This window comes from Pantoea cypripedii (genome assembly GCF_011395035.1).
Classification (GTDB): Bacteria; Pseudomonadota; Gammaproteobacteria; order Enterobacterales; family Enterobacteriaceae; genus Pantoea; species Pantoea cypripedii_A.
In genome coordinates, this window is record NZ_CP024768.1 from 4032436 (window position 1) to 4053884 (window position 21449).

The following is a 21449-nucleotide window of genomic DNA, read 5'->3' on the forward strand; positions in this document are numbered from 1 at the left end:
TTTCAGTCTTATTACGTATTCCCGCCGACGCAGTGCGTCCGGCGTGCAGGTGATGCCTTTAGGAATACGTGACGACGATGGGGCTGTATTGAATATTTGCGACATGCGCGTGGCACAGGGCTTGCATGATTTGTTTACCCCTGTTCAGCCTGTAGCGGAGCGCGCGATGTCTGAGAATCCCTTTTATCGTCATGGCGGCAGCTTTCATCCGGAACAGCCGTGGTTCGTGCTGAATGCCGCGCAACATTACTCGGTCATCGCGTCAGAAAACCCGGCGATTTCACACTTTTACAGCTTCGACGTCGCGCAATCGGCAGATATGACGCTGGCTGTCCCGGATGGCTGCGTGGATATCGTGTTTGATTGCGATCCGCTCAACCCCAAAGGTCGCGTGTGCGGCACCACGCTGGAAGCGCGCGGTGCCGACATGTTGCATAACCATCATTATTTCGGCGTGCGGTTCGCGCCGGGCGTTATCCCCGATTTTCTTGATGTGATGGCAGAGGAGATCCCCGACCATGAATTCAGCTTTCTTGATGTGGTACCTGATGCCCGACTGGCGTTTGAACAAATTGTGCAAAGCCACAGCTTTTCACAGCAAATTTCGTTATTTAACGCCCACTTCACGCCACGGCTGGTGCGCAAAGCCTCATCGGTAACGGCGTCAATTATCCGCGCGATGCAGCAACAAAAGGGCAATATTCGCGTTGATCAACTGGAAGCGCTGACCGGTTACACCTGCCGCACCATTCAGCGGCAGTTCCGCCAGGATACCGGTTTGTCGCCAAAGGCCTTTAGCCGCATTCTGCGCTGCCAGTCGGCGCTGAATAGCATCCATGCGCTGGGGGATATTTCCTTTAGCGATCTGGCATTTGACCTCGGATTCAGCGACCAGTCGCACTTCCTGCGCGAGTTTAAAAAGTTCGTCAGCACCACACCGTGCGATTATCAACGACGCATTGCCCATGATGCGCTGTTCCATCGTCTGCGCTATCACTGAGCACTAAAACGGTGCAGCGCTGCACCGTGGCTCTGTCCGATTTTTTCTATCCGCCGTCGCCGTCGCTGAGAAATGATGCAGCGAAGTTACCTGCTTCAGGCGACGCAGAGCGCCTGAGAAATTTCACTCTCTCCATAGAGGCGCTGGCGATGAACAACGATACCGGTTTACGCAAAAATACGTTGGGCTTGTTTTCTCTGGTCTTTTTTGTGGTTGCTGCGGCATCCCCGCTGACCGGTGTGGTCGGCGGCCTGCCGGTGGCGATTATCTCCGGCAACGGAGGTGGCATCCCGGTGTTTTACATCCTGTCGTGCGTCATTTTGATGCTGTTCGCGGTGGGCTTCATCGCCATGAGCCGCCACGTCAATAACGCCGGGGCGTTCTACACCTATATCTCCAAAGGTTTGGGCGATAACTGGGGAGCCTCCGCCTCGGTGCTGGCCCTGATGGCTTACTTCTCCATCCAGATCGCCATTGTTGCCATGCTGGGTTTCTTCACTCAGCTATTCCTGGAGGAACACCTCGGTACGCATGTTCCCTGGTGGGCGCTGAGTATGCTGTTTGCCATCATTGCCTGGATACTGGGCATCAAACGGGTTGAGGTGGGCGGCAAGCTGCTGGGCGTGCTGATGCTGGCTGAGGTCGCTATCGTGCTGCTGACTGATGTGATGTTGCTGGTGAAAAAAACCGGCCCCTTCACCTTCCAGTCCTTTGAACCTGCGGTATTTATGCAGGGTAATCTCGGCATCGCGTTTATATTCACCATCGCCGCCTTTATCGGTTTTGAATCCACCGCAATTTACGCCGAAGAGTGTCGCGACCCGCAGAAAACCGTGCCACGCGCCACGATTTGCGCCCTGTTGCTGATTACCGCCTTTTTCTGCTTCACCAGTTGGTCGCTGGTGCAGGCCTACGGTTTTGATGAGATCGTCGCTATCGCCAGTAAAGATCCCGGCAATTTTGTTTTCAACATTACCCGCCAGTATGTCGGCCAGTGGGCGGTGAATACCATGTCGGTGCTGCTGATCACCAGCCTGTTCGCGGCCACACTGGCGTTTCACAACAACATTTCGCGCTACATTTTTAGCATCAGCCGTGATGGCCTGATCTGGAAGGAACTGTGCCGCACCCATCCAACCAACGGGACACCGCATAATGCCAGCCATGTACACAGCGTGATCCTGCTGATGTTGCTGGCCGGTATGGGCAGCGCCGGACTCGACCCGATGGTGCATATCTTTGCTATCGGTTCTGCGGTGGCGACTCTGTGTATCCTGATTCTGCAACTCGGGGTATCCGCTGCGGTGGTGCTGTTCTTCCGCAGCAAAGCCACCGATGACAGTCGCTTGCAGGTATTCTGGGCACCGCTGCTGTCGATTATCTGCATGACCATCACCATCATCCTGGTGGTGAATAACCTGCAATCACTGAGCGGCAGCGATTCCAGCGTGGTGAAGATGATTCCGTGGTTCATCGCCGCCTGTGCGCTGGCGGGTTACGGTATGTCTCTGAAGCGCGGGATGAAACTCGCAGCAATAAAAAAATAATCTGCCTTTTGCGCCGCTGAATCCCCTGCTACTCTGGCTCAAGTTGCAAGGCGGTGTGTTGGCGGGTATCCAGACGCAAAATGTGCGCGGTCATTTTATTCGCGGTCTGGCTGGCACCCCGCCATGTACTTGTTTAAACGCCGATATTACAACGCCTGCGCACAGGCCCAGGCGGAACTCCACGCCCACTGGAAGTTATAACCGCCCAGCCAGCCGGTGACGTCCACCACCTCGCCAATAAAATACAACCCGGGCACATCACGCGCTTCCATGGTCCTGGACGACAACTGGGTGGTGTCCACCCCGCCCAGCGTCACTTCCGCGGTACGATAACCTTCAGTGCCGTTTGGCTGCACGCGCCACTGATGCAGCGTTTGCACCAGTTCGTTCTGCTGCTTACTGTTGAGTTGCTTCAGGGTGACGTCTGGTAGCTGATTCAGCGCCTGCAATACTTCCACCAGGCGCTTCGGCAGGATTTTCGCCAGGCTGTTTTTCAGGCTGAGGTTAGGATGTGCCTCGCGCTGCACATTGATGAAATCATCCAGCGGCGTGGCGGGAGAGAGATCCACCGTGACAAACTCGCCCGGTTGCCAGTAACTGGATATCTGTAACACCGCCGGGCCGGATAGCCCGCGATGGGTGAACAGCATCGCCTCTTTAAAGATCGTGCCATCCTGCGCGGTGATGGTGGTGGGTAAGGCCACACCAGACAGCGTATTCAGTTGCTCCAGCAGTGGCTTATGCAGGGTAAATGGCACCAGAGCCGCGCGCGTCGGGAATACCTTCAGGCCAAACTGCTCCGCCACTTTATAGCCAAAGGGTGAAGCACCCAGCCCGGGCATCGACAAGCCACCACTGGCGATGACCAGTTTTTCCGCCTGCACGGTCATACCGTTCAGCTGCAAGGTGTAACCCTGCTCATAACGCTGCACGCTCAGCACTTCGCTGCGCAGTCGCAACGTGACCTGCCCGGATTCGCACTCCGCCAGCAGCATATCGACAATCTGCTGTGCCGAGTCGTCGCAGAACAACTGCCCAAGCGTTTTCTCGTGGTAAGCAATGGCGTGGCGATTGACCAGGTCGATAAAATCCCACTGGGTATAACGCGCCAGCGCGGATTTACAGAAGTGGGGGTTATGCGACAGGTAAGCAGCAGGTTCGGCGTACATATTGGTGAAATTGCAGCGTCCACCGCCCGACATCAAAATCTTGCGACCGGCTTTTTTGCCGTTATCGAGCAGCAGCACACGGCGGCCACGCTGACCGGCCTGCGCAGCACAGAACATACCCGCAGCGCCTGCACCAATAATGATAACGTCAAACTTTTCCACTGCTTTTACCCATTTAACCCGAAAGGCGCTGATTGTAGTGATCTGTGCACAGGCACGCCAGTGTCAAAAAATTGCCGTAAATATGTCATATTGTAACCGACTAATATTTCGACCTTTTTCCCTTGAATTACCGTGCAGATGACAACCTTAAGTCAAAAAAAGACTATATTTCCCTTTCCCATACAGCACGTTGTCGCGGATAATGCGCCGCGTTCATGTCCTCCTAAATGGCGTAACGTTTATGCTACATCTGTTTGCTGGTCTTGACCTAAGTACCGGCCTGTTATTGGTTCTTGCTCTGCTGTTTGTATTGTTTTACGAAGCAATCAACGGTTTCCACGACACAGCCAACGCGGTCGCGACAGTTATCTACACCCGTGCGATGCGGGCGCAGCTGGCGGTTGTGATGGCGGGGGTTTTCAACTTTTTAGGTGTTTTGCTGGGTGGTTTGAGTGTGGCCTATGCCATCGTTCATATGCTTCCCACCGATCTGCTATTAAATGTTGGTTCAGCTCACGGCCTCGCCATGGTGTTTTCCATGCTGCTGGCTGCGATTATCTGGAACCTCGGTACCTGGTATCTGGGTCTGCCGGCGTCCAGCTCCCACACCCTGATTGGTGCCATTATTGGTATTGGTCTCACCAATGCCCTGATGACCGGAACGTCGGTAGTTGATGCGCTCAACCTGCCTAAAGTTCTGAATATCTTCCTTTCTCTGATCCTGTCGCCGATTGTCGGTATGGTGATTGCCGGTAGCCTGATTTTCCTGTTACGGCGCTACTGGAGCGGTACCAAGAAACGCTCACGCACCCATATGACACCGGCGGAACGCGAGAAAATCGACGGCAAGAAAAAGCCCCCGTTCTGGACCCGTATCGCCCTGATTGTTTCCGCCATTGGCGTAAGTTATTCACACGGTGCGAACGATGGCCAGAAAGGCATTGGCCTGATCATGCTGGTACTGATTGGCGTCGCGCCCGCTGGTTTTGTGGTGAACATCAATGCGTCCGGTTATGACATCTCACGCACGCGTGATGCGGTGAATCATCTGGAGCAGTTCTATCAGCAGCACAACGACGCGCTGACGCACATCGTGCAGATGGCACCACCGGCTGTGCCTGCTCCGGAAGAAACCACCAGTGGCCCGCATGAGTTTCATTGCGACAGTACCCGTGCGCTGCCAGCGATTCAGCGTGCACAGGGCTTGCTGAACAACCTGCAAAGCTACGATCAGCTGACGGTTGACCAGCGTAGCCAGATGCGCCGCCTGCTGCTGTGTATCTCCGATACTGCCGATAAAGCCGCGAAGCTGCCGGAAACCAGCGCTGACGATCAGCGTTTCCTGAACAAGCTGAAAGGCGACCTGCTGGGTACGGTCGAGTATGCGCCGATCTGGATCATCATGGCCGTGGCGATGGCGCTGGGTATCGGTACCATGATTGGCTGGCGTCGTGTTGCCACCACCATCGGTGAGAAAATTGGTAAAAAAGGCATGACCTATGCCCAGGGCATGTCGGCGCAGGTGACGGCCGCCGTGTCCATTGGCATTGCCAGCTACACCGGGATGCCGGTCTCCACGACGCATATTTTGTCGTCGTCGGTTGCCGGAACCATGCTGGTTGATGGCGGTGGCCTGCAAAGCCGCACCATTAAGAATATCGCGATGGCGTGGGTGTTCACCCTGCCGGTGTGTATTCTGCTTTCCGGTTCGCTGTACTGGCTTGCCCTGAAACTGGTGTAATCACACCGGGCCAGGTTCTGAAGGGCGACAGCAATGTCGCCCTTTTTTATTGCCAGATGGCCATCGCGACCAGGCTGACCACCACCAAACCACATAGCCCGCTGGTCAGGATAAATTGCCCGCGCACCCGTTCACAGCGGCGGATAAATTCATCGTCATGATGATCGCGATAACGTTTCTCCCAGATATAACGCACCAGGCGCACCTGTTTGCTGGGCTGGCCGTGCGAAGTAAAGAAACCGGCACCATCCACATATTGATACAGCAACGGGTCGCAACCGCGTAACACCGCCAGTAACGAGCGCAGAGAAGAGAAGTAGCGCGCCATATTCACCAGACAAACCACACACAGAGCCCAAAAAAGCGCGATAGTGCTGATCATGATCCCCTCCCGGCTGGAGCCGCAGAGACGCGCACAGCGGGGTAACGCTGACAACGCCCCACGAGAAAGCCTTCCACTGAATGAATCGAATTGCATTGTTTTTTTGCGAGCCGTGCAGTCAGTACCAGCAACAGTGTGACCGCCATTTTCAGTGTAGGAGATCTGGTAAAAATTTTTCCAGCGATGATTTTCGTTCACAGCGAGAGAAAAAAGAGATAACACTTGATCTGCCTCACAGGCGCACCGCGCCTTGCAGCATTTGTTAACAACTCTGGCTATACTGAAAACATAACAACAAACCGCCTGCAGGGCATAAATCTCGATGGGTGGCGCTTATCGCCGTTATGCGCAAAGGATTTCGCCAGCCGTGACGTGGCAGGAATTCGGGTTGCCCCCAGAATCTTGTGAAAGGAGTTATATCATGGCTTATAAACACATCCTGATTGCAGTAGACCTTTCCCCGGAAAGCCAGTTGCTGGTTGATAAAGCGGTCTCACTGGCTCGTCCTTACGATGCGAAAATCTCCCTTATCCACGTTGATGTGAACTATTCAGACCTCTACACCGGGCTGATTGACGTCAATCTGGGTGACATGCAGAAACGCATTTCTGAAGAGACGCATACCGCACTGAAAGAGCTTTCGACCAACGCCGGTTATCCCATCAGTGAAACCCTGAGCGGTAGCGGCGATCTCGGCCAGGTGCTGGTGGATGCGATTAGAAAATATGACGTGGATTTGGTGGTCTGTGGCCACCATCAGGACTTCTGGAGCAAACTGATGTCGTCAGCGCGTCAGCTGATTAATACGGTACATATCGATATGTTGATTGTGCCGTTGCATGACGACGAAGACGAATAATAATCATAAAAAATATGCCGGCTTCGCCGGCATATTTTTTTCAATCAGGCCAGCGGCGGATAGATATCAAAACGATGGCTTTTGGTTACCACGGCCGACTGCGTCACCACGCCCGCTAACGGCGGTGCGTAATCCGGGCGTTTCACCACAATGCGTTTCTTCGCCAGACGGCGTGCCGGTTCCAGCAACGCATCCGCATCCTCATCCGCCCCGACCAGCGACTGAAACACCCGCATCTCCTTTTTCACCATGGCGCTTTTCTGCCGGTGCGGATACATCGGGTCGAGATACACCACATCGGGCGCAGGCGTAATCTCGCTCAGCGCCTGCTGGCTCACCACATGCAGCAGCGTTAATCGCTCACGCAGCCAGCCGCCAATCTCAGGATCGTCATAGCCACGGCGTAAACCATCTTCCAGCAACGCCGCCACCACCGGATGACGTTCCAGCATGCGCACCCGGCACCCCAGGGCCGCCAGCACGAAGGCATCGCGCCCTAAGCCTGCGGTGGCATCGACCACATCCGGCAGGTAGTCGCCCTTGATACCCACCGCTTTCGCTACTGCCTCACCACGTCCACCGCCAAAGCGACGGCGGTGCGCCATCGCGCCAGAAACGAAATCGACAAAAATGCCGCCCAGTTTTGGCTCGTCGCGTTTACGCAGTTCAAGATGGCTGGCCGTCAGCACCAGTGCCAGCGGGGAATCTTCATCCTGCTCCAGGCCCCAGCGCTGCGCCAGAAGTAATAAGGCACCGTCTCCGGTGCCTGTTTCGTCAACTAAACCGATTTTCACAGGCAGGTTTATCCCTGAATCCCGTAATGTTCCAGCATCGCATCCAGCTGCGGTTCACGACCACGGAAGCGTTTGAACAGCTCCATCGGCTCCTCAGAACCGCCGCGCGTCAGGATGTTGTCGAGGAACGACTGACCGGTTTCGCGGTTGAAGATACCCTCTTCTTCGAAGCGTGAGTAAGCATCGGCAGCCAGCACGTCGGCCCACAGGTAGCTGTAGTAACCTGCGGCATAGCCGCCAGCGAATACGTGGCTAAAGGCGTGCGGGAAACGGCCCCATTCCGGGCTGGGCACCACGGCAACCTGCTTTTTCACTTCGCGCAGGGTTTCGAGGATTTGCGCACCCTGTTCAGGATTGAACTCGGTATGCAGACGGAAATCGAACAGGCCGAACTCCAGCTGACGCAGGATAAACAGCGCGGCCTGATAGTTTTTCGCCGCCAGCATTTTATCCAGCAGGTCTTTCGGCAGCGGTTCACCGGTTTCATAGTGTCCGGAGATAAACGCCAGCGCGTCCGGCTCCCAGCACCAGTTCTCCATAAACTGACTCGGCAGTTCTACCGCATCCCACGGCACACCGCTGATACCGGAGACGCCTGGGGTTTCAATACGCGTCAGCATATGATGCAGACCGTGACCGAATTCGTGGAACAGGGTGATCACTTCATCATGGGTGAACAGCGCCGGTTTACCCTGCACCGGACGGTTGAAGTTACAGGTGAGATAAGCCACCGGTTTTTGCAGGCTGCCATCGGCTTTGCGCATCTGGCCGACACAGTCGTCCATCCAGGCACCACCGCGTTTGTGTTCGCGGGCATACAGGTCAAGATAGAAGCTGCCACGCAGTTCGCCGCTTTCATCGAACAGGTCGAAGAAACGCACGTCCGGATGGTAAACATCCACGTCTTTGCGCTCTTTCGCGCTGATGCCGTAGATGCGTTTGACCACTTCAAACAGGCCACTCACCGCCCTCTCTTCCGGGAAGTACGGACGCAGCTGCTCATCGCTGATGGTGTACAGGTGCTGTTTCTGTTTTTCGCCGTAGTACGTCAGGTCCCACGGGTTCATTTCGTCCACACCAAACTCTTTTTTGGCGAAGGCACGCAGCTGGGCGAGTTCTTTTTCACCCTGCGGGCGGGCGCGTTTCGCCAGGTCGGTCAGGAAGTCGATAACCTGAGACGGGCTTTCCGCCATTTTGGTGGCCAGCGATTTGTCAGCAAAGGAGTCGAAGCCCAGCAGCTGAGCCAGCTCGTGACGCAGCGCCAGTTCCTCGGCCATCACCGGGCCGTTGTCCCATTTACCGGCATTCGGGCCTTGCTCGGACGCACGCGTTGAGTAAGCGCGGTACAACTCTTCACGCAGCGCCGCGTTGTCGCAGTAGGTCATCACCGGCAGATAGCTCGGGATATCCAGCGTCAGCAACCAGCCTTCCTGCTCTTTGGCTTCCGCCTGGGCTTTGGCCGCTGCCAGCGCGCTTTCCGGCATCCCCGCCAGCTCAGCTTCGTCGGTAATCAGCTTGCTCCAGCCCATGGTGGCGTCGAGCACGTTGTTGCTATAGGTTGACCCCAGTTCAGACAGGCGTGCGGCGATTTCACCGTAGCGTTTCTGTTTTTCTTTATCGAGGCCGATACCGGACAGCTCGAAATCACGCAGGCTGTTATCCACCACTTTTTTCTGCGCGATATCGAGAGCAGCATAGTTGTCACCCTGCTTCAGGTTGACATAGGCCTGATACAACCCTTCATGCTGACCGACCCAGGTGCTGTACTCTGACAGCAGCGGCAGCGTCTGCTCATAAGCTTCGCGCAGCTCCGGGCTGTTTTTTACCGAGTTCAGATGGCTGACCGGCGAGAAAATACGTCCCAGACGATCATCAACTTCAGCCAGCGGCTGCACCAGATTGTCCCAGCTATAAGGCGCGCCCTGTGCCACTACGCGTTCCACCGCCGCACGGCAGTCGTCCAGCGCTGCGGTGACAGCGGGAACCACATGCTCGGGTTTGATGGCGGAGAATGGCGGTAGCGTATAAGGCGTGAGTAACGGATTGGTCATAAGCGCAGTCCTTTCATTGGGGTGTGGGGCGCGACCGGGTCGCGCAACGCAATCGTATTAACATGCGGCCTGATCGGCGGAAAATCAATGCCGCGAAGGAACAGCCTGATGCCGAAACGCCAGCAATTTTTATCCAGCGCGGCTATAATCGCGCCAGACACGATGTTCTGACTTCTTTGATCCAACCGCGGACCCCTCTTTTTTATGCTGAGTTATCGCCACAGTTTTCATGCCGGCAACCATGCCGACGTGCTCAAACACACCGTTGAGAGCCTGATCCTGACTGCCCTGATGGAGAAGGAGAAGCCTTTTCTCTATCTGGATACCCACGCCGGTGCCGGACGTTACCAGCTGAGCGGAGAGCACGCCGAGCGTACCGGTGAATATCTGGAAGGCATCGCGCGCATCTGGCAGCAGCCCGACGCACCGGAATTGCTGAAACCTTATTTCTCTGCGATTCGTAACCTGAACCCCAACGGCACGCTGCGCTACTATCCAGGCTCGCCGCTGATTGCACGCCATTTGCTGCGTCAGGACGATAAATTGCAACTTACCGAGCTGCACTCCAGCGATTACCCGCTGCTGCGCAATGAATTCAGCAAAGACAGCCGCGCCCGCGTCGAGCGTGCAGATGGCTATCAGCAGCTGAAATCGAAGCTGCCACCGCCAACGCGCCGTGGTCTGATTCTGATCGATCCGCCGTATGAGCTGAAAAGCGACTATCAGGCGGTGGTGAAAGGTATTCAGGAAGGCCACAAACGCTTCGGCACCGGTATCTACGCCTTGTGGTATCCGGTGGTGCTGCGTCAGCAAATCAAACATATGACCAAAGATTTGCAGGCCACCGGCATTCGCAACATTTTGCAGATTGAGCTGGCGGTGCGCCCGGACAGCGATCAACGCGGCATGACGGCCTCTGGCATGATCGTGATTAACCCGCCGTGGAAGCTGGAGCAGCAGATGAAAGAACTGCTGCCGTGGCTGCATCAGAAGCTGGTGCCCACCGGCATCGGACATACCCGTGTGGAGTGGATTACGCCGGAATAAGGCGCGCTAAACCTCGAACACCGCGAAATCATGTGCCAGCGCCGTCTGCGGAAAGACGGACTGGCACTCCGCCAGTAATCTCTCCCGATCCTGCGACAAATAACGTGAGCTGAAATGGGTGGCGATCAGCCTTTTCACGCCTGCCTGTTTTGCCACCTGCGCCGTCTGGACGGTGGTGGAATGGCCGCGACTGTTGGCTTTCTCCGCCAGCGCCGCCTCCAGCGTGGTTTCGTGTACCATCACATCCACATTCGCTGCCAGCTGCAACGCCACTTCCGTTGGTCCGGTATCGCCAAAAATCGCCAGCACCTTGCCTTTGGTGGGTGGGCCGAGATACTCCGCGCCATTAATTTCGCGTCCATCCTCCAGCCGGATACGCTCGCCCTGCTTCAGCTGCTGATACCAGGGGCCGCGCGGCACCCCTTCGGCTTTCAGGCGCGGCGCGTCGAGGAAGCCGGGTTTATCATGCTGCTCAATCCGGTAGCCGTAGCATTCAACAACGTGGTTCATGGGCCAGGCCGTGACGCGAAACGCACCATCGTCAAACACCAGCCCGGAACCAATCTCCACAATTTCCAGCGGAAAGCTGGTATAGGAACCACTCAGGCTGAGTGCCGTTTCAACAAACTGCCGGAGTCCCTGCGGGCCATAGATCGTCAGCGGTTCTTTGAGTCCCGCCATCGAGCGGCTGGTTAACAGCCCCGGCAGGCCAAAGATATGGTCGCCGTGCAGATGGGTAATAAAGATTTTTTCCAGCTTGCCCGGCTTGAGTTCTGAACGCATGTACTGATGCTGCGTCGCTTCACCACAATCAAACAGCCAGGTTTCACCACGTTTGGACAGCGTCAGCGCAATGGCGGTGACATTACGTTGCAGGCTGGGTGCGCCTGCGCCAGTACCCAGAAAAGTCAGTTGCATGCTTGCTTCCGTGAAAATGGATTCGATTCAATGCTATTACAATCATAGGCGCAATCTTTGCGCCCTTTCCCCTGTCAGCGTTACACTCTAACCCAATTTTCCTCCTGCAAATGGACACATCTGATGACCAGACATTTTGACTACCTTGCCATTGGTGGCGGCAGCGGCGGTATCGCCTCAATTAATCGCGCGGCGATGCACGGCCAGAAATGCGCCCTGATTGAAGCCAAAGAGCTGGGGGGCACCTGTGTCAACGTTGGCTGCGTACCGAAAAAGATCATGTGGCATGCGGCGCAAATCGCTGAAGCTATCCATCTTTATGGCCCGGATTATGGTTTCGACACCACGGTAAACCGTTTCGATTGGTCAACGCTGGTGAAAAATCGCAGCGCCTATATCGATCGTATCCACACCTCTTACGACAACGTGCTGGGCAAAAACAACGTGGAAGTCATTAAAGGATTCGCACGTTTTGTTGATGCGCACACGGTAGAAGTGAACGGCGAAACCATCACCGCCGATCATATTCTGATTGCCACCGGTGGCCGTCCGAGCCACCCGCACATCCCTGGTGCAGAATACGGTATCGATTCTGACGGCTTCTTCGAACTGGACGCCCTGCCGAAGCGCGTTGCGGTAGTCGGTGCTGGCTATATCGCCGTTGAACTGGCCGGTGTGGTCAACGCACTCGGCGCGGAAACCCATTTGTTTGTGCGTAAACACGCGCCGCTGCGCAGCTTTGATCCGCTGATCACCGATACGCTGGTGGAAGTGATGCAGGCTGAAGGCCCGTCATTGCATACCGACTCCATCCCGCAAGCGGTGATCAAAAACGCCGACGGCAGCCTGACGCTGCAACTGGAAAACGGTCACGCGCAGACCGTGGATTGCCTGGTGTGGGCGATTGGTCGTGAACCCGCCAATGACAACTTCAATCTGGCCGTCACCGGTGTGGCGCTGGATGAAAAAGGCTATATCAAGGTCGATAAGTTCCAGAACACCAGCGTGCCGGGCATTTACGCGGTGGGTGATAACACCGGTGCGGTGGAGCTGACGCCAGTCGCGGTCGCTGCGGGCCGTCGCCTGTCAGAGCGTCTGTTTAACAACAAGCCGGACGAGCATCTGGATTACAGCAACATCCCGACCGTGGTGTTCAGCCACCCGCCGATTGGCACCGTCGGCCTGACGGAACCCGAGGCGCGCGAGCAGTACGGAGACGACCAGGTGAAGGTGTATAAATCTGCCTTCACCGCCATGTACACCGCCGTCACCCAGCATCGCCAGCCGTGCCGCATGAAGCTGGTATGTGTCGGTGCGGAAGAGAAAATCGTCGGTATTCACGGCATTGGTTTCGGTATGGATGAAATGCTGCAGGGCTTTGCGGTCGCGCTGAAAATGGGTGCCACCAAAAAAGACTTTGATAATACCGTCGCTATCCACCCAACGGCGGCAGAAGAATTTGTGACGATGCGTTAATTATCAGGCCAGCATGTTATTACATGCTGGCTCCTCCCCCTCCCATTTCCTGCAAGATAAAAACCTGTTTATTCACTACTCAATCCCCTCTGACAGGGATAACATTTCCCCCTTTGCTGACGCGGGTGCGCTGGCATTTTGGTAGCGGCGCGATTTATCGCGCGGGTTTCAGCATGTTGCAAATGGCCTGAGATAAGCGCGATACATCGCGCCGTTACGGATAACTCACAACTTAAATGAGGGAGGCTGGCGTGAATCTCTGTTTTGCGCGTCGGTGGTCAGGCAGTAAGGATCGGGCATGAATATTATCAGCATCATTATGTCAGCGGGCAAAGCCTCGGTGGATGTTGCGCTGTATACGTTGATTCCCATCATGGTGGTCATGCTATGTGTGATGAAATATCTGGAGGCCAAAGGCGTACTTGATTTTATTGTGCGTCATACCACGCCGTTATTAAAACCGCTGGGCATTACCGGGCTGGCGTTATTTGCCCTCATTCAACTCAATTTTGTCAGTTTTGCCGCACCGCTGGCTGCACTGGCCATCATGGAAAAACGCGGCACCTCCGATCGACATATGGCCGCCACGCTGGCGATGTTATTTGCCATGGGTCAGGCTAACGCCTTTTATCCCCTGATTCCCGCTGGCTTGCATTGGGGGGCGGCGATTCTGATCTCCATTTGTGGCGGCATACTGGCGGCGGCCAGCACTTATCACCTGTTTGGCCGTAAACTGTCGGGCATAGCACTGCGTGATGAAGACGAAGGGATCAGCCATAGCGAGGCGAAGCCCGGTCTGATTACTATCATTAATAACGCCGGTTCCGATGCGATTCGCCTGGCGCTGGGTTCGCTGCCGATGCTGATCCTCTCGTTATCCGTGGTTGGCATACTGAAAGAGGCGGGAGGTGTCGAGTTGCTGAGCCGGATGCTCTCGCCAGTTCTGGTGCGGCTCAACATTTCCGAGGTCTACATTCTGCCTGCGCTCACCAAATGCCTGGCCGGTGGTACCGCTTATTACGGTGTGGTATCTGACCTGATCGCCAAAGGCCTGTACAGCGCCCATAATATTAACGCCTCTGCGGGCCTGCTGATTCAGACCTTTGACCTGCCCGGCATCGGGATTTTCCTTGGGCTTTCCAGCCGTTTCCCGCGCCTGTTTCGTTTTGCTGTACCGGGCATACTGCTGGGCATCGCCCTGCGCGCCGTTTCGCATAGCCTCCTTTTCTAAATATTGCGCTAAACAGGTAACAATCTGTTTAGCGTTTTTACTTCTTAAAATAACACCATAATTTTCAGGCGTTATTTAAGATTAACCCTTTCAATTCCATTGTTATTTTCATCGATTGCACTTCTGATATTTTTAGTATTATTATCTGAGGAACATCATCACGGCATATGTAATTAACCCTCATAACTACGAAGGTTTTATTGCAAAGGGAATATGTCTCCATACATATCAGGGAAATATCAGGTTAATTACCTAATCCCTTAATTTTATCGCAGGTAATATTCCTGCGCGTCTAATTGAACACCAAGATAGGGTAGATCCATGAACGGTAAGAAAATAACCTGGAATGGCGGTTTGCAACACGAAGCCATCGACATTCTGGCCAAAGAGGGCGGCATGATCGTCAGCCCGACCAAAGTCGGCTACATTATCATGACCTCAGATAAAGCTGGCCTTGAACGCAAGTTTGAAGCGAAGAACCGCAAGCGTAACAAGCCCGGCGTGGTGCTGTGCGGCTCGCTGGAACAGCTGCGCTCGCTGGCTCAACTCAACCCGGAAATTGACGAACTGTATCAACGTCATTGGGATCAGGATATTCTGCTGGGCTGCATTTTGCCATGGCGTGAAGAGGCGTTATCACGTATTCCTGACGACGGTTCCAAAGAACTCATGATGGATGGTCGCCAGACCAGCTGCTTCGTGATTAAGTTTGGCAAGCCGGGCGAAATACTGGCAAAAGAATTGTGGGAAAAGCACGGTAAATTCTCCTTTGCCAGCTCCGCAAATCCATCGGGTCAGGGCAACCGCGGTCTGGTGGAAGGTATTGGCGAACGTATTGAATCCCGTGCTGATTTAATTATTGCCGCCAACGATTACGTGAAATCCATTCAGCCAAACGACGAAAATAAAGTGCGTTATGAGCAGGGTGTGATGGTGTCAATGGTGGATAGTGAAGGCCGTTTGATCCCGGAACAAAAAGGCGAGCGTAAAATCACACCCTGTCCGGTGCTGATCCGCAAAGGTCTTGATGTTGATAAGATCATGTCGCTGCTGTCGGATATTTTCCCGTCATGGGATTACCGCCACGGCGATTATTATTGAGTTCCTGACAATCCAGTTTTAACCAGGTCGGCATAAATGCCGACCCTACAACCGTAGGGTGCGCATTCATGCGCACCTGAAAGCGACCCCTTACCATTCCACCGTAATCTTGCCGAAGTGTCCGGCATTTTCCTGATGGCGGAACGCCGCCGGTAAATCACTCAGTGCACCAAAACTATCGCTGATCACCGGGCGAATCCCGGTCTGCTCCAGCGCACGGACAAAATCCTGCTGCTGGCGACGATGACCGACGACCAGGCCCTGTATCCGCGCCTGCTTAGCCATCAACCCGGCTGTCGGGATCACCCCTTCAAAGCCGGTCAGCACGCCGATTAAGGCAATATGTCCACCGACACGTACCGCCTCAATGGATTGCGCCATGGTGCCAGGCCCGCCCAGCTCAATCACCACATCCGCGCCTTTACCCCCGGTCAGCTGCTGCACCGCTTTGCCCCACTCGGGTGTGCTGCGGTAGTTAATCACCTCATCAGCCCCCAGCTCACGCGCATGCTCCAGCTTTTCATCCGAGGATGAGGTCACAATCACCCGCGCACCCATGCTTTTGGCGATTTGCAGCGCGGTGATGGAAACGCCACCCGTACCGAGCGTCAGAATGGTATCGCCTGCTTTGATCTGCGCATCACCCACCAGCGCCCGCCAGGCCGTCAGACCGGAGGTGGTGATGGTGGCTGCTTCGGCATGACGCCAGCCACGAGGCGCGAGGGTAAAATGGCTGGCCGGACGCACCACCACTTCGGCGGCAAAGCCGTGGGCACCATCGCCAGGGGTTTGGGTGAAATTGCCGACCTGCTGCTCAGGCAAACCATCCTGCCACTGCGGAAAGAAGCCGGACACCACATGGTCGCCAGCCTTAAATTCACTGACACCCGCACCGACTTCTTCCACCACACCGGCACCGTCCGCCATCATAATGCGGCCATCGGCAGTGGGAATGGATCCTTTTGCCACCAGCAGATCGTGAAAATTCAGGGAGGTGGCGTGGATCGCCACCCGGATCTCACCCGGCCCCGGCTTACCCGGATCCGCCAGATCCACCAGCTGCAAATTCTCCAGCCCGCCAGGGCTTTTTAAGATCATCGCTTGCATTGTCTGTCATCCTCATCAGCAAAAAAGTAAGTGTGGCAGCGATGGCGAATCGCTGCCTTCGCCGATGGTGCTTAGCGCAGCGCGCGATAAAAAGTTCTGATCTCCTGCGCCAGCAGCTCCGGTTCTTCCATCGCGGTGAAATGCCCGCCGCGCGGCATCTCAGTCCACTGCTGAATATTAAGATGCTGCTCCGCCCAGCGCCGTGGTGGTGGTACCAGATCATGAGGAAAACGCGCCAGCCCGGTCGGCACGCGAATATCGCTCATCGGCGGCAGCGAATGGCTGTTCTCATAGTAAAGGTTGGCCGAACTGCCGATGCTGCCGGTGAGCCAGTACAGCATGATGTTATTGAGCAACTCATCCTTGCTAAAGTGGCCGAACAGATCGCCCTGGCAATCGCCCCAGCTGCGGAATTTTTCCATAATCCAGCTTGCCAGTCCGACCGGCGAATCATTGAGCGCGAACGCCAGGGTTTGCGGCTTGGTCGATTGCAGCGCCATATAAGCCCCTTCCTGGGCAATCCACTTCAGCGCCACCGCCTGATAATCACGCGCTTCGTCAGTGAGATCGTCGCCTGTCGCCTGCATCAGCGGGCGTATCAGCCCGACATCGGTAAGGTGAATCCCCACCAGCCTGTCAGGATGCTGCACAGCCAGATAACGCGTCACGCCAGAGCCGATATCCCCGCCAGCAGCAGCGAAGCGCGCATAGCCCAGCTCCGTCATCAACTGCGCCCACAGGTCAGCAATTTGCGCGTTGTGTATCCCCTGCGGCGGACAGGGAGAGAAGGCAAAGCCCGGCAGCGACGGCACGATAACGTCGAACGCATCCTCGGGCTGACCGCCAAAACGCGCTGGGTCGGTCAGCAGGGGGATGATTTTCTGGTAACGCAGAAACGAATCGGGCCAGCCGTGGGTCAGCAGCAGCGGCAGCGGATTTGGCCCGTTGCCACGTTGATGAATAAAATGCACCGGCGTTTCGCCCTGCTGCCAGTAAAAATGCGCCAGCTGATTGAGTTCATGCTCCTGCTTGCGCCAGTCATACTGGTGCAGCCAGTAATCCACCAGCGCTTTCAGCTCATCAATGGCGGTGCCTTTTTGCCATGCTGCGCCCGGTAGCGGTGCCGCCCAGCGCGTCTGGCGCAACCGCCACTCCAGGTCATCTAACTGCGACTGCGCGATATCAATCTGAAACGATTGCACAGACATAACCACTCCTCAGTTTAAGCAGACGCTGCCTCTACTGTAGCCTGATCAGGCATCTGCGCCATAGGCCAGCGCCTTCTGTCCATGCAATTCCACCAGGCGGCTTTGTAACGCCGCATCGATATGCTGATACGCGGTGCTGCCCAGCGCCAGCCGCAGCGGCATCTTCGGTTGCTCAAGGGTGGTGATCATCGCACTGACACATTTCTCCGCGTCACCGAGGATAGCGAACTCCCCCGACAGCAGCATGCGGCGTAACTCGCCCGAGGCGGTATCGCGGTAGCAATCCAGTGCCTCAGCCACATCGAGACCCGCACCGAAGTTGGTCGCGGTCGGGCCGGGTTCGACCAGCAAAAAGTCGATGCCAAAGTTCGCCACTTCCTGGCGCACCGCCTCAACAAATCCTTCAATGCCCCATTTGGTGGCGTGGTAGAGACTGAAGTTGGGATAAGCCACCTGCCCGCCTTCCGACGATAACTGCGCAATACGCCCGCCGCCCTGCTGACGCAGCAACGGGATCACGGCGCGAATCAGCTGGATGGAGCCGGTAAGATTGGTAGCAATTTGACGCTCAATCTGCGCATCACTCAACTCCTCAGCCGCACCAAACAGGCCATAGGCGGCATTGCTGACCACCACGTCGATACGTTCCACCGCGGCAAAGGCCTGGGCCACAGCGGGCGCAATGGTGGCTGTCTGCGCCAGATCGAGGGTGACTACCTGCAACCGTGCGCCGTAGCGTTGTTGCGGATCATCCATCGCCGCGCTGCGGCGGACACAGGCAATGATCGTATCGCCACGCGCCAGTAAACGTTCACTCATCAGTCGGCCCAGCCCATTGCTGGCTCCGGTAATTAACCAGGTTTTCATCATCGTTTCCTCCGGTTGAAAACCTGATAGTAGATCGCTTTACTGGTGGTCATAATCTCCCTAATCACGCATGACCTGGTGAGGAAAAACCACCAATGAGACGACCTTCCTGGCATGAGTTACAGGCCATTAAGACGCTGGCAGAACAACGCAGCTTTCGTCATGCCGCCGAAAGGCTTGGCCTGAAACGCTCCTCGCTTAGCCATCTGGTAAAAGGGCTGGAACACAATCTCGGCGTGCAATTGTTTCAGCGCACAACGCGTAGCGTAGCGCTGACCGAGGCGGGCCAGCAGTTGCTGACGCGGCTGGCCCCGTTACTCGACGAGATGGATGAGGTGCTGAATGATGTCAGCGCCCACCGCCAGCAGCATTACGGCACGCTGCGCATCAGCGCCAGCGATGCGGCGATCAGTTTGCTGCTGACCCGGGTCATTCCGACCTTCAGCGCACAATATCCCGATATCGAACTGGATCTGGCCGCGCAGGGTGCGTTGGTGGATATCACCGCAGCAGGATTTGATGCCGGTATCCGGCTGATTGAGGATGTACCGCAGGATATGGTGGCGATACCGATGGGAGGTCCGCTGACCTTTGTCACCGTGGCATCAAAGGCTTATCTCGCCGGGCATCCGCCCTTACATCACCCGCTGGATTTGCACCAGCAGCAATGTATCCGGCAACGGTTGCCGGGCGGTAAACGCTATCGCTGGGAGTATCAACGTCAGGACGAGGCGCTGGAAATTGATGTGCCGGGTTCGCTTACGCTGGACAGCAATGCATTGATGGCCGAAGCGGCCATCCATCATCTGGGGATTGCTTATCTGCCCCTGCCCTATGCCAGCAAGGGACTGGAAAGCGGCCAGCTGGTGGAACTGCTGGCTGAGTGGCGGGTGCAGTCGGCGGGCATCGCCTTATGGTTCCCGCCTAACCGCCATCAGTCGATGGCGTTGCGGCTGTTTATCGATGCCCTGAAAACCCTTTTACCCTATAAAGCCTGACGTTGCGGGGCTTTGTGTACCATGGTGTAAGCATAATCGACACCCATACCGTAGGCACCGCTGTGCTCGCGCACCAGATCCATCACCGCATCGTAAGTCTCTTTACGTGACCAGTCGCGCTGGTACTCCAGCAGCACCTGCTGCCAGGTCACCGGTACGGCACCCGCCTGCACCATCCGCTGTACCGAACGTTCATGGGCATCAACGCTGGTGCCACCTGAGGTATCTGTCACCACATACACTTCATAACCGGCTTTCAGCGCCATCAGCGCCGGGAACGTCAGACAAACTTCCGTCCACAGGGCAGAGATAATCAGCTTTTTACGACCGGTTTTTTCCACCGCTTCGACGAATTTTGCATCTTCCCAGGAGTTCATTGATGTGCGCTCAATCGGCTTCGCTTCCGGGTGCACCGCCAGCAGTTCCGGCCAGATGTAGCCGCTAAAGCTTTCGGTTTCCACCGAGGTGTAAATCACCGGCACGTCGAAAATCTTGCCCGCTTTTGCCAGGGCAACGGTGTTATTTTTGAGCTGCTGGCGATCAATATTGGCCACGCCGAACGCCATCTGCGGCTGGTGGTCGATGAAGATCAGGGTAGAGTTTTGCGGGTCGAGCAGGTCAAGTTTAGACATGGTTATTTCCTCAGCGGTATGGGTTTTATGTGTTGTGTCGTTGAGATGAACTTTAAGAAAAGCCGCGCGGAAGAGATAACGGAAAGAATTTTATAAGTTGTTCAAAACGATTTTAGAAGATTGATTTAACAGAAAAAAACACCCTTCACACCGAAGAAAACCCACGAAACAGCGTTGATCAGTCAGTGAAGACAGGCGTAACCTGTGATCACAAAATCAAAAACTCACCATCGCAAAAATGATTGTTCGCCCACATCAGCACTGGTTCCTGCGCTTGTTCGACTGGCACGGTTCGGTGCTTACCAGCATTCTGTTTCGTTTATCACTCAACCTGCTGATGTCGTTAATCGCCATCCTCGGTTTTCCCTGGTATGAAACCCTCGGCATCCATCTGACCACCGCGCCCTTCAGCCTGATTGGTGTGTCGATCGCGATCTTCCTTGGCTTTCGTAATAACGCCAGCTATGCGCGTTTTACCGAAGCCCGCACCCTGTGGGGCACGCTGCTGATTACCCAGCGTTCGTTGCTGCGCCAGGTGAAAAGCATCCCCACCCTCAGCCTTGAGCAGGCGCGTGAATTTGCCAATCTGCAAATCGCCTTCAACCTGAGCATGAAGCATCAGCTGCGTCATACCGACCCGACCGCAGATTTGCAGCGCACGCTGCCGCCAGGCTTCCGTGATCAGGTGTTAAGCAATCCGCTACCTACTACGCAGATTTTGCTGCGGATGGGGGAATGGCTGGCGCAACAGCGGCATGAAGGACATATCTCGGACATTGTCTGGCAGAGCATGGATGAAAACCTGAACCATCTTTCCACCGTGCTGGGGGGCTGCGATCGTATCGCTGGCACGCCGATTCCGTTCGCCTACAGCCTGATTCTGCATCGTACCGTGTACCTGTTCTGTACCCTGCTGCCGTTTGCGCTGGTGTCGGATTTACACGCCATGACGCCGCTGGTGTCGGTGTTTATCTCCTACACCTTTTTGTCGCTGGAATCGCTGGCGGAAGAACTGGAAGACCCGTTTGGCACTGCGCCGAACGACCTGCCGCTGGATGCCATCTGTGTGGCGATTGAACGTAACCTGAAGTCAATGAATGGCGATCCGCTGCCGGAACCGTTGCAGCCGGATAAATACTTTAATCTGACGTAGGCAGCC

Annotated in this window: 20 protein-coding genes and 1 pseudogene; 11 read left to right on the forward strand and 10 right to left on the reverse strand. The window is 55.6% G+C overall.

What is annotated here, in order from left to right:
• Positions 1–166: 166 nt before the first annotated feature.
• From CUN67_RS18870 to CUN67_RS30425, 3 genes and pseudogenes are all read left to right on the forward strand, one after another.
• Positions 167–1000 (forward strand): helix-turn-helix domain-containing protein, encoded by an 834-nt coding sequence (locus CUN67_RS18870; protein ID WP_208716800.1) that lies wholly within the window; start codon positions 167–169, stop codon positions 998–1000.
• Between the two features lie 149 nt (positions 1001–1149).
• Positions 1150–2547 carry an APC family permease gene (locus CUN67_RS18875; RefSeq protein WP_208717270.1) on the forward strand — a complete coding sequence of 466 codons (1398 nt, stop codon included), beginning with the start codon at positions 1150–1152 and terminating at the stop codon, positions 2545–2547.
• Positions 2548–2563: 16 nt separating this feature from the next.
• Positions 2564–2665: pseudogene (locus CUN67_RS30425) on the forward strand (EamA/RhaT family transporter); the annotation flags it as partial.
• A gap of 28 nt (positions 2666–2693) precedes the next feature.
• On the opposite strand, the gene CUN67_RS18880 reads toward CUN67_RS30425, so the two are convergent.
• Entirely contained in the window at positions 2694–3878 is a 1185-nt protein-coding gene (locus tag CUN67_RS18880) for an NAD(P)/FAD-dependent oxidoreductase (RefSeq protein ID WP_208716801.1), read from the reverse strand.
• A gap of 241 nt (positions 3879–4119) precedes the next feature.
• Here CUN67_RS18880 and pitA point away from each other — a divergent pair, with 241 nt between their 5' ends.
• Positions 4120–5619, forward strand: coding sequence for an inorganic phosphate transporter PitA (pitA, locus tag CUN67_RS18885; protein ID WP_208716802.1), 1500 nt, complete (start codon positions 4120–4122; stop codon positions 5617–5619).
• 46 nt (positions 5620–5665) lie between these two features.
• On the opposite strand, the gene uspB is transcribed toward pitA, so the two are convergent.
• Positions 5666–6001: a universal stress protein UspB gene (gene uspB, locus CUN67_RS18890; RefSeq protein ID WP_208716803.1), complete on the reverse strand. Its 336-nt coding sequence runs from the start codon at positions 5999–6001 to the stop codon at positions 5666–5668.
• A 421-nt stretch (positions 6002–6422) separates the two neighbouring features.
• Here uspB and uspA point away from each other — a divergent pair, with 421 nt between their 5' ends.
• Positions 6423–6860 (forward strand): universal stress protein UspA, encoded by a 438-nt coding sequence (uspA, locus tag CUN67_RS18895; RefSeq protein ID WP_208716804.1) that lies wholly within the window; start codon positions 6423–6425, stop codon positions 6858–6860.
• A 44-nt stretch (positions 6861–6904) separates the two neighbouring features.
• Here uspA and rsmJ read toward each other — a convergent pair whose 3' ends face one another.
• From rsmJ to CUN67_RS18910, 3 genes are read right to left on the reverse strand one after another with little or no spacing between them, the layout of a single operon-like run.
• Positions 6905–7654 (reverse strand): 16S rRNA (guanine(1516)-N(2))-methyltransferase RsmJ, encoded by a 750-nt coding sequence (gene rsmJ, locus CUN67_RS18900; protein WP_208716805.1) that lies wholly within the window; start codon positions 7652–7654, stop codon positions 6905–6907.
• 8 nt (positions 7655–7662) lie between these two features.
• Complete coding sequence (gene prlC, locus CUN67_RS18905; RefSeq protein ID WP_208716806.1) at positions 7663–9705, reverse strand: oligopeptidase A; 2043 nt, start codon at positions 9703–9705, stop codon at positions 7663–7665.
• Positions 9702–9890 carry a hypothetical protein gene (locus tag CUN67_RS18910; protein WP_208716807.1) on the reverse strand — a complete coding sequence of 63 codons (189 nt, stop codon included), beginning with the start codon at positions 9888–9890 and terminating at the stop codon, positions 9702–9704. The genes prlC and CUN67_RS18910 overlap by 4 nt, the downstream gene beginning before the upstream one ends.
• A 19-nt stretch (positions 9891–9909) precedes the next feature.
• On the opposite strand from CUN67_RS18910, the gene CUN67_RS18915 reads away from it, so the two are divergent.
• Positions 9910–10752, forward strand: a complete 843-nt coding sequence (locus CUN67_RS18915; RefSeq protein WP_208716808.1) for a 23S rRNA (adenine(2030)-N(6))-methyltransferase RlmJ — start codon at positions 9910–9912, stop codon at positions 10750–10752.
• Between the two features lie 6 nt (positions 10753–10758).
• Here the strand turns inward: CUN67_RS18915 and rnz are convergent, their stop codons facing one another.
• The gene (gene rnz, locus CUN67_RS18920) at positions 10759–11670 is read right to left on the reverse strand and encodes a ribonuclease Z (RefSeq protein ID WP_208716809.1); all 912 of its coding nucleotides are present in this window, start codon (positions 11668–11670) and stop codon (positions 10759–10761) included.
• 123 nt (positions 11671–11793) lie between these two features.
• On the opposite strand from rnz, the gene gorA reads away from it, so the two are divergent.
• The 3 genes from gorA (at position 11794) to CUN67_RS18935 (ending at position 15478) form a co-directional block, all read left to right on the forward strand.
• Entirely contained in the window at positions 11794–13146 is a 1353-nt protein-coding gene (gorA, locus tag CUN67_RS18925) for a glutathione-disulfide reductase (protein WP_208716810.1), read from the forward strand.
• Positions 13147–13444: 298 nt separating this feature from the next.
• Positions 13445–14377: a nucleoside recognition domain-containing protein gene (locus tag CUN67_RS18930; protein WP_208716811.1), complete on the forward strand. Its 933-nt coding sequence runs from the start codon at positions 13445–13447 to the stop codon at positions 14375–14377.
• Positions 14378–14698: 321 nt separating this feature from the next.
• Positions 14699–15478, forward strand: coding sequence for an L-threonylcarbamoyladenylate synthase (locus CUN67_RS18935; protein ID WP_084877658.1), 780 nt, complete (start codon positions 14699–14701; stop codon positions 15476–15478).
• A gap of 90 nt (positions 15479–15568) precedes the next feature.
• Here CUN67_RS18935 and CUN67_RS18940 read toward each other — a convergent pair whose 3' ends face one another.
• The 3 genes from CUN67_RS18940 to CUN67_RS18950 all read right to left on the reverse strand — a co-directional run bounded on the left by CUN67_RS18940 (position 15569) and on the right by CUN67_RS18950 (position 18660).
• Positions 15569–16585 carry a zinc-dependent alcohol dehydrogenase family protein gene (locus CUN67_RS18940; RefSeq protein WP_208716812.1) on the reverse strand — a complete coding sequence of 339 codons (1017 nt, stop codon included), beginning with the start codon at positions 16583–16585 and terminating at the stop codon, positions 15569–15571.
• 71 nt (positions 16586–16656) lie between these two features.
• The gene (locus CUN67_RS18945) at positions 16657–17793 is read right to left on the reverse strand and encodes an epoxide hydrolase family protein (protein ID WP_208716813.1); all 1137 of its coding nucleotides are present in this window, start codon (positions 17791–17793) and stop codon (positions 16657–16659) included.
• A gap of 45 nt (positions 17794–17838) precedes the next feature.
• Entirely contained in the window at positions 17839–18660 is an 822-nt protein-coding gene (locus tag CUN67_RS18950; protein WP_208717271.1) for an SDR family oxidoreductase, read from the reverse strand.
• 95 nt (positions 18661–18755) lie between these two features.
• Here CUN67_RS18950 and CUN67_RS18955 point away from each other — a divergent pair, with 95 nt between their 5' ends.
• On the forward strand, positions 18756–19658 hold the full coding sequence (locus CUN67_RS18955) for a LysR family transcriptional regulator (RefSeq protein ID WP_208716814.1): 903 nt from the start codon (positions 18756–18758) through the stop codon (positions 19656–19658).
• Here the strand turns inward: CUN67_RS18955 and CUN67_RS18960 are convergent.
• Positions 19646–20290, reverse strand: a complete 645-nt coding sequence (locus CUN67_RS18960) for a hydrolase (protein ID WP_208716815.1) — start codon at positions 20288–20290, stop codon at positions 19646–19648. The genes CUN67_RS18955 and CUN67_RS18960 overlap by 13 nt on opposite strands.
• Positions 20291–20528: 238 nt before the next feature.
• On the opposite strand from CUN67_RS18960, the gene CUN67_RS18965 reads away from it, so the two are divergent.
• The gene (locus tag CUN67_RS18965; RefSeq protein ID WP_208716816.1) at positions 20529–21443 is read left to right on the forward strand and encodes a bestrophin family protein; all 915 of its coding nucleotides are present in this window, start codon (positions 20529–20531) and stop codon (positions 21441–21443) included.
• Positions 21444–21449: the final 6 nt, after the last annotated feature.

What these genes read in the sequence shown, in the direction of transcription:
- uspA (WP_208716804.1), top strand. Translation starts at nt 6,423, where the DNA reads ATGGCTTATAAACACATCCTGATTGCAGTAGACCTTTCCCCGGAAAGC.
- CUN67_RS18870 (WP_208716800.1), top strand. Translation starts at nt 167, where the DNA reads ATGTCTGAGAATCCCTTTTATCGTCATGGCGGCAGCTTTCATCCGGAA.
- pitA (WP_208716802.1), top strand. Translation starts at nt 4,120, where the DNA reads ATGCTACATCTGTTTGCTGGTCTTGACCTAAGTACCGGCCTGTTATTG.
- CUN67_RS18945 (WP_208716813.1), bottom strand. Translation starts at nt 17,793, where the DNA reads ATGTCTGTGCAATCGTTTCAGATTGATATCGCGCAGTCGCAGTTAGAT.
- CUN67_RS18940 (WP_208716812.1), bottom strand. Translation starts at nt 16,585, where the DNA reads ATGCAAGCGATGATCTTAAAAAGCCCTGGCGGGCTGGAGAATTTGCAG.
- CUN67_RS18955 (WP_208716814.1), top strand. Translation starts at nt 18,756, where the DNA reads ATGAGACGACCTTCCTGGCATGAGTTACAGGCCATTAAGACGCTGGCA.
- uspB (WP_208716803.1), bottom strand. Translation starts at nt 6,001, where the DNA reads ATGATCAGCACTATCGCGCTTTTTTGGGCTCTGTGTGTGGTTTGTCTG.
- gorA (WP_208716810.1), top strand. Translation starts at nt 11,794, where the DNA reads ATGACCAGACATTTTGACTACCTTGCCATTGGTGGCGGCAGCGGCGGT.
- CUN67_RS18965 (WP_208716816.1), top strand. Translation starts at nt 20,529, where the DNA reads ATGATTGTTCGCCCACATCAGCACTGGTTCCTGCGCTTGTTCGACTGG.
- CUN67_RS18935 (WP_084877658.1), top strand. Translation starts at nt 14,699, where the DNA reads ATGAACGGTAAGAAAATAACCTGGAATGGCGGTTTGCAACACGAAGCC.
- prlC (WP_208716806.1), bottom strand. Translation starts at nt 9,705, where the DNA reads ATGACCAATCCGTTACTCACGCCTTATACGCTACCGCCATTCTCCGCC.
- CUN67_RS18915 (WP_208716808.1), top strand. Translation starts at nt 9,910, where the DNA reads ATGCTGAGTTATCGCCACAGTTTTCATGCCGGCAACCATGCCGACGTG.
- CUN67_RS18875 (WP_208717270.1), top strand. Translation starts at nt 1,150, where the DNA reads ATGAACAACGATACCGGTTTACGCAAAAATACGTTGGGCTTGTTTTCT.
- CUN67_RS18950 (WP_208717271.1), bottom strand. Translation starts at nt 18,660, where the DNA reads ATGAAAACCTGGTTAATTACCGGAGCCAGCAATGGGCTGGGCCGACTG.
- rnz (WP_208716809.1), bottom strand. Translation starts at nt 11,670, where the DNA reads ATGCAACTGACTTTTCTGGGTACTGGCGCAGGCGCACCCAGCCTGCAA.
- CUN67_RS18960 (WP_208716815.1), bottom strand. Translation starts at nt 20,290, where the DNA reads ATGTCTAAACTTGACCTGCTCGACCCGCAAAACTCTACCCTGATCTTC.
- CUN67_RS18930 (WP_208716811.1), top strand. Translation starts at nt 13,445, where the DNA reads ATGAATATTATCAGCATCATTATGTCAGCGGGCAAAGCCTCGGTGGAT.